Source organism: Sandarakinorhabdus sp., from assembly GCF_040398645.1.
Classification (GTDB): domain Bacteria; phylum Pseudomonadota; class Alphaproteobacteria; order Sphingomonadales; family Sphingomonadaceae; genus Sandarakinorhabdus.
In genome coordinates, this window is sequence record NZ_JBBATR010000085.1 from 1 (window position 1) to 6666 (window position 6666).

General features: G+C 62.4%; 5 protein-coding genes. All 5 read right to left on the minus strand.

Annotated elements, in window-relative coordinates; all coding sequences use genetic code 11:
• Window positions 1-659 (minus strand): hypothetical protein (locus tag ABWP50_RS12860; protein WP_353218385.1); only part of this gene is annotated, 659 nt, incomplete at its 3' end.
• A 47-nt stretch (window positions 660-706) separates the two neighbouring features.
• The gene (locus ABWP50_RS12865; RefSeq protein ID WP_353218389.1) at window positions 707-1687 is read right to left on the minus strand and encodes a sterol desaturase family protein; all 981 of its coding nucleotides are present in this window, start codon (window positions 1685-1687) and stop codon (window positions 707-709) included.
• Between the two features lie 146 nt (window positions 1688-1833).
• Window positions 1834-4260, minus strand: a complete 2427-nt coding sequence (locus ABWP50_RS12870) for a TonB-dependent receptor (RefSeq protein WP_353218386.1) — start codon at window positions 4258-4260, stop codon at window positions 1834-1836.
• A gap of 144 nt (window positions 4261-4404) precedes the next feature.
• Window positions 4405-5955 carry a tetratricopeptide repeat-containing sulfotransferase family protein gene (locus ABWP50_RS12875; RefSeq protein ID WP_353218387.1) on the minus strand — a complete coding sequence of 517 codons (1551 nt, stop codon included), beginning with the start codon at window positions 5953-5955 and terminating at the stop codon, window positions 4405-4407.
• A gap of 21 nt (window positions 5956-5976) precedes the next feature.
• Window positions 5977-6666: Vgb family protein (locus tag ABWP50_RS12880; RefSeq protein ID WP_353218388.1), on the minus strand; the 690-nt coding region annotated here is incomplete at its 5' end.

The window sequence follows — 6666 nt, forward strand, 5'->3', positions numbered from 1 at the left end:
GCTTTTTTGAACAGGTTTCGGGCCAGGCGTTGTTCCAGAAAACGGCCGATCAGATAGAGGGCGGCAAAGAAACCGGCGAACACATAATGCGGCGTGGCCGACACTGGCTCGTCCTTTTGCTTCAGTTTTTCCGCCTCACGCTCCTTTTTGGTCTTGGGCGGCGGCGCGCCCAGAGCGACATCGATCGGATTGCGCGGCAGTTCCTTGGCATCAGGCTTTTCGGCCTTCTTCTTGGCCTTCTCTTTGGCCTCCTTGGCCTTTTCCAGTTTCTCGGCGGCTTCGGCCTCTGCCTTCTGGTAGGCGCCGGTCACCAGCGCGATTTGGGCGAAGGCCAGAAACAGCAGCGGCGCGGCAAAGCAGGCCAGCATGAACCGGCTGGTCAGATCAAATTTCAAAACCTGCCCGGCCGCAGTGCTGGCAATGCGCAGGCTGCCGGCATTGAACGCCGCCAACTTGTCCTGGGAGGCCGGGTCTTTCTTGGTGAAGATCAGGCTGTCATCGGTGCGTTTGGTGCTGGTCCCGGCTGTGTCCAGCAGCGGCGCCAAGCGATCGATGGCAGCGGCGGCGTCAAGGCCAGTGGGCAGATCGATCTGGCTGCGGATATGCCAGATCAGCCGCACGGTGCGCATGATGGCCGCTGCCGCTCCGGTTGAAGTCATGCCATCAGCAGCCATGGGCTGCCCGTCTGTGACCGGCGTATGTCCGGTCACTCCGCTGGCACGGCGGCTTGTGATTGGGTGCGTTTCTTGTAGCTGGCCCAGCCGTCGGTGAACGGGTGCAGCATTTGTTCACGGATCGACATGCGCCGGCCGCCGTCCTGGCCCAGCAGCTCGGCTTCGCCGTCCACGCAGGTGCCGAAGATGCGATCGATGAAGATATAGATGCCGGAAAAATTGCTGCGCGTGGCTTCATAGTCCTGCGAATGGTGCACGCTGTGGTGTTCGGTGGTATTGAACAGGAAGCGCCACCAGCCCGGCGTGTTGAAGCGCACGTTCAAATGCATGTAGCTGCCAACGGCCATCCCGATTGCGCCAGCGAGCAGAAAGGCCCGCGGCAGGAAATCAAAGAAGCCGCCGATGCCAAGCCCGATCAGGAACAGCTCGATCGGATTGCCCACAGCGCCTTTGTTGATGTTGAACTGGGTGATGTAATGATGCACCGAATGGGTCAGCCACAGCGGGTGCCACTTGTGCATGGCACGGTGCATCCAATATTGGCCAAAATCGAATATGAAGGAAATCATGAAGGCCTGCAGCAGCAACGGCAGGCCGATGAACCAGGCAAATTTGTCCCAGTCAAACGATGCCTGAATGGCCTCAACGGCCACATCGCTGCCGATGAAACCGTCCACGGTTTCAAGGATCGTAATGCCCAGCCCGACATAGAAGAGATCGACGGCAAATTCTTTCCAGGTCAGTTTCCAGCTTTCGTGGCGCGGAAAAAACCATTCGAGCGCGAGCAGAAACAGCCGGAAGCCGATGCCGATGCCGATGGCCACTGAGGCCTTGGCAATTGAATTTGGCGCATAATACCAGAACAGGATGGCGGCGAAGAGCACAGCCGGCTGAAAATACGTGAAGAACGCCACCTTTAGGGGGCTGCCTTCAACCTTGGGGACATTTTCCCAACCGACCGTCACGGGCGCCTCCGCCCCGATCAACCGCTTGCCGACATACACCCCTGCCATCTTGCCCTCGTCGTTCACTGCCGGGTTGGTCTCACCCAAGAATCCACGTCGTCCCTATATGTCAACGGGCGTAGCGCTGAATTTGCCGCACCAGCCGGCGCAGGCTAGCACGACAACATCCTGCCATGCCAGCCTGCGCAGTAGGATCAGAAAATGTAGCGGGCTTCGATGCCCATCACGCGCGGTGTCAGCACACTGCGACCGTAAAAGCGCGAGATGACACCGCCATTGACGAACCCGGCGCGGCTGAGATCGTTGCTCACGGCGGTAACGGCATATTTGTTGAACATGTTGTTGGCGAACAACGACACTTCATATTTGTCGGCGCGGTAGGTGATCGAGGCGCGGTTGGTCAGATAGCCCGGCAGGGTTTCGCCAAAGCCGCGGCCGCCGACACGGGTGAGGATGTCGCCGGTGTAGGTGGCGGTCCAGTTGAACACGGTTTCATTGTCACCGGTGGGCAGCACATAATTGGCCGACAGCGATCCCGAATGGCGGGTCGAACCGGGCAGGCGATCCCCGGCCAGCACATCGATGTTGGAGAATTTCGGCCGCACGCTGGCTGTCTTGCTGGTGCGGATTTGGAGAAGATCGTCCACGCCCGACGTCAGCTTGGCATCAAGGTAGGAATAATTGCCGCGCAGCGTGAAACGATCGCTGACCTGGGCATTGAACGAGAAATCAAAGCCGCGGCTGCGCGCGGTGCCGCCGTTGACGGTGATGCCGATGGCGCCGTTGAGGGTGGTGCCGGACAGTTGCAGGCCATCCCAATCGATCTGGAACACCGACAGGTTGGTGGTCAGGCGATTGTCAAAAAAGCCGGCGCGCACACCGATTTCATAGTTGGTGGTTTCATCCGGGCCGAAGAACAATTCGTTGGGCAGGGCGCAGATATTCTGCTGGTTGGTGTTGAGCGGCAACACGCAGGGCGCCGCGCCGGTGTTGGCACCGCCGATGCGGTAGCCAGTGCTGTAGGTGGCATAGACGAGCGCGTCTGCGCCGATCTTGTAGGACGTGTTGAGCTTGTAGACAAAGCCATTGGCGCTGGCCTCGCCGGCGCTGGATGTAATATCGGCATCGCCGGTGATCGCACCGTCGAAATAGGGCAGGACGGACCCGCCAATGCGGCTGAGATCATAGCTGTAATAGCGCAGACCGCCGGTAATCTGCCATTCCGGCGTGACCTTGTAGGTGGCTTCGCCGAAAACGGCGCGTTCTTTGGTCAGGCTGCGGCCGAAGGAGGCAAATTCATTGTCGTCCACATTCGGGATGACTCCGGCCGCAACGCCGGCGGGGGACAGGCTGTAGCCCGGCAGGAATTCGCGGTAGGAATTGGAGGTGCGAAATTCGTTGTAAAAGCCGCCGAGCACCCAGCTGATCGGGCCGCCGTGCGTGGAGACCAGGCGCAGTTCCTGGTTGAACTGCTTGCTGGATGCACGTGCCCGGGTAAAGCCGGTGAAGGCCGGGAAGGATTCATAGCCATAGTCCAGATCAAGCAGCAGATCGGTGACATCCACCGAGCCGGTGTTTTTCACAAACGTGCCAGCCGTGGCCGAAACCAGCTGCGCAATGTCCCCCAGTTGCGCTTCGACTTCAAGGCTGACCAGCTGGGCGCGGCGGGTGGCCGGTTCCAGCACGCGCCACGGCCCTTCATAACGGCCCTCACCGAGCACGCCGCCACCATTGGCCTGGCGGCCGTTGGTCTTGGTTTCCTGATAGACGTAGCTCAAGTAGACGTTGAGATTGTCGACCGTCAGGCCCAGCTGGTTGCGGGTGGTGAAGGTCTTGCCGAAGTTGACATCCTTCTGGCGCTGAAAATTGTCTTGCTGCTGCTGCGCCGTGCCCAGCGGATTGTTGGCCGGGCCGGGCTGCGGCAATGATGTGCCGATCCGTTTCACGGCGAACGGATAATCAATAAAGCCGGGATCGAAGAAATAACCGGTGGCGCTGCGGAAGGCGAGCACATCCTTGATGATCGGCAGGTTGATGGCCGCATCGGCCACATAGCCGACATCGCCGCCCTTATCGATATCGAACACCCGGCCGTGCACATAGCCGCTGACGCCGCTGGCATCGGGCCGGTTGGGAATATAGCGGATGGCGCCGGCGAGGGTGCCGAGGCCATAGAGCGTGCCCTGCGGCCCGAGCAGCACTTCCACGCGCTGCATGTCGATCAGCCGGAAATCGAGATAAAGCGGCACTTCGCCCAGATAGGTGCCGATGGCGCTGTTGCCGTTGTCGGCAAAGTTGCTGGTATCATCCGCCGACAGCCCGCGCATGACGATGGTGCCAGCGCCGCGCGGGCCGGTATCCGTAACGGTGATGCCGGGCGTGAACGCACCAAGATCGCGAATATCGTTCAGCCGCTGCTGGGCCAGCTGTTCTGAACCGATTGCAGAGATGTTGATTGGCACATCGGCCAGCTTTTCACTGCGGCGGGTGGCGGTGACCACGATGGTTTCGCCATCAGCGGCATCGGCAGCAGCATCGGCTGCGGCTGCGAAGGCTGGGCTGGCCAGGCCAGCCAACATCGATGCCGCCAGCAGATGACCGCGAAGTCCGAAAGCGCGCATTACATTCCCCTGCATTGTTGTTGTGCGATGCAACAACTTGCGGGGATGGCTCTGGATTTGCCAATGGTCGTTTGACGTAGCGATCTTGTCACATCTGTAGGGTGTTTTGCATGCCCGTGTCTTGGCTGGTGCTGCCCAATTGGGTCAGATCGTAATACTGGCGGCGGCAAATATGGCGGCGACGGGCGCCAGCGCCTGTTCGTGGGCGCGCCAGCGGGCGACGGCATCGCCATAGATGGGCCGGCGCACTTGCGCAGCGCTGGGCGTGGCCACGGCGGCGCTGTTGGTGTGAAAATCCAGCGCCGCATCGGTCCATTCCAGGCCGCAATGCGCAAACAGCCGGCGGCTTTGCTGTTCCTGATCGGCGACCAATTCTTCATACCCAAGTTGCAGCACGCGGCCCGGCAACAGACCGTCCCACAGCCGCATCAGCCGATCAAAACGCACAAAATAATGCGCGATATCGATCAGATCATAGCTGTAGGCATAATAGGGCGAGGTGGTGGCGAACAGATTTTTGTAATTGCTCCACACCGTGTCCATCGGATTGCGGCGCAGCGTGACGATGCTGGCGGCTGGCAGCGCGCGGGCGATGTGGCCGATATACAGGAAATTGGCCGGCAATTTGTCGATGAAACGGCCCTCATTGCTGCGGCGGTGCTGGTTGGCGCGGTCCAGATAGGCAGCCGCGATCGCCTGCGGGTCCAGCGCCGCCGATGCCGTGATGGTTTGCGGATCGGTCACCGTGCGGGTGCGGGTGCCGGTGAGCAGCTTGATGGCCAGCGGCATCGCCTGCAATTCGCCGGCGCTGTGCACTTGCCCGTGGGAGGACAGGATACGGTCCACCAAGGTGGTGCCGGTGCGCGGCATGCCGGTGATGAAAATCGGCGCTTCGCGGCTGGTGCTCACGCCGGAGCCTTCGCCGGAGCGGAACACCGCCTCTATGGCGTCAAACATCGCGGCATCAGTGGCGGCATCATATCCGATGCGCTGGCGGTGGGCGGCATTGGCGGCATCCAGATGGGCGCGCGCAGCGGCTGGATCGCCCAAATCTTCATATTCCTTGGCCAGCGCATATCGGATGCGCAGATCATCATCGGGGCCGGGCCGGCGGGCGAGCACCCCGGTCATCCGGGCAATATTGTTGTGCGCTACGGTCGCCTTGCGCAGGCCGGCCAGGGCATAATGCACGCGGCCATTGGCCGGCTGCGCCGCCAAGATGCGCTCATGGCAGGCGGCCGCCTCATCAGCGCGGCCCAGAAAGCCCAGCGAGAGCGCCAGATTGAAGCGATAATCCATGTTGCCGGGGTCGCGCGCCGACGCTGCTGCAAAATTGCGCGCCGCGGCGGCATGATCGCCCAGCCGCGCCTGCACATTGCCGAGCGTGTCGTGCGTCAGCGCATCGTCGGGGCCAAGGGCATCGGCGGCCAGCGCGGCGCTGGCGGCATCACGGTCCCGGCGCAGCAAGATCAGCAGCTTGGCCTGCTGCGCCAGATATTCGGCAGTTGGCGCGGCGGCGATTGCGGCTTCGAGATGGCCCAGGCCGGCAGCGATGCGGCCTTCGGCAGCGTCGGCCATGCCGAGCAGGAACCGGCCTTCGGCGGCATGCGCCCCGCTGCGCGCCATGGCCGCCGCGTGCTGGCGCAGCAGCGCAATATCGCCGCGCGCCAAGGCCATGCGGGCCGGGCTGTCCATGTCAGGCGCCGGCGTTCATGGTTATTTTTCTGGCCCCAGCGCCGGAGCCGGCCACCACGACAGGGTTTTGACGTCATGGGCGCTGGTCCACACGCCGGTGCGGGTGAAGCGCAGCGCGCCGCTGCCTACGGGTTTGCCAACGCGCGCGACGATGGCCAGGCTTTTGGCGTCGATCACGGCATATTCTTGGGTCTCGGTGGTGCGCAGCCACACGCGCCCCGCGCCGGTGTCGATATCGCCATATTTGAGGTTGTTGCCGACCTTCACCCGGCCGGTGACCGCATTGCTGGCGGGATCGATGCGCGCCAGCGTGCCGTCGCCCTGTTCCTGCACCCACACCGCGCCCTCGCCGGCCGCGAGGAATCCCGGCATCTGGCCCAGCGGCGTGGTGGCAACCACGCTGTTGCTGGCCGGATCGATGCGTTGCAGGGTGCGTGTGGGGGCGCTGACGGCCCATAGCGCGCCAAAGCCGAACGTCAGATAGGATGTGCCCTTGGCGGCCTTGATGCGTGCGATGATCTCGCCAGTGGCGGGATTGACGCGGGCAATTTCGCCGTCGGCCGCGCTGGCCACCCATACCGAACCAGCGCCGGCGACCACATTCAATTCGCCGGATTTGTCGGCGATGCCGGTTGTGACGGTGCGGGTGATCCTGGCGGTCTTGGTGTCGATGCGGTGGATCGCGCCCAGCGTGCAATCGGCGACCCACAC

Excerpts from the sequence above, each read along its gene's own strand:
- ABWP50_RS12870 (WP_353218386.1), bottom strand. The coding sequence starts at position 4,260 with ATGCGCGCTTTCGGACTTCGCGGTCATCTGCTGGCGGCATCGATGTTG.
- ABWP50_RS12875 (WP_353218387.1), bottom strand. The coding sequence starts at position 5,955 with ATGGACAGCCCGGCCCGCATGGCCTTGGCGCGCGGCGATATTGCGCTG.
- ABWP50_RS12865 (WP_353218389.1), bottom strand. The coding sequence starts at position 1,687 with ATGGCAGGGGTGTATGTCGGCAAGCGGTTGATCGGGGCGGAGGCGCCC.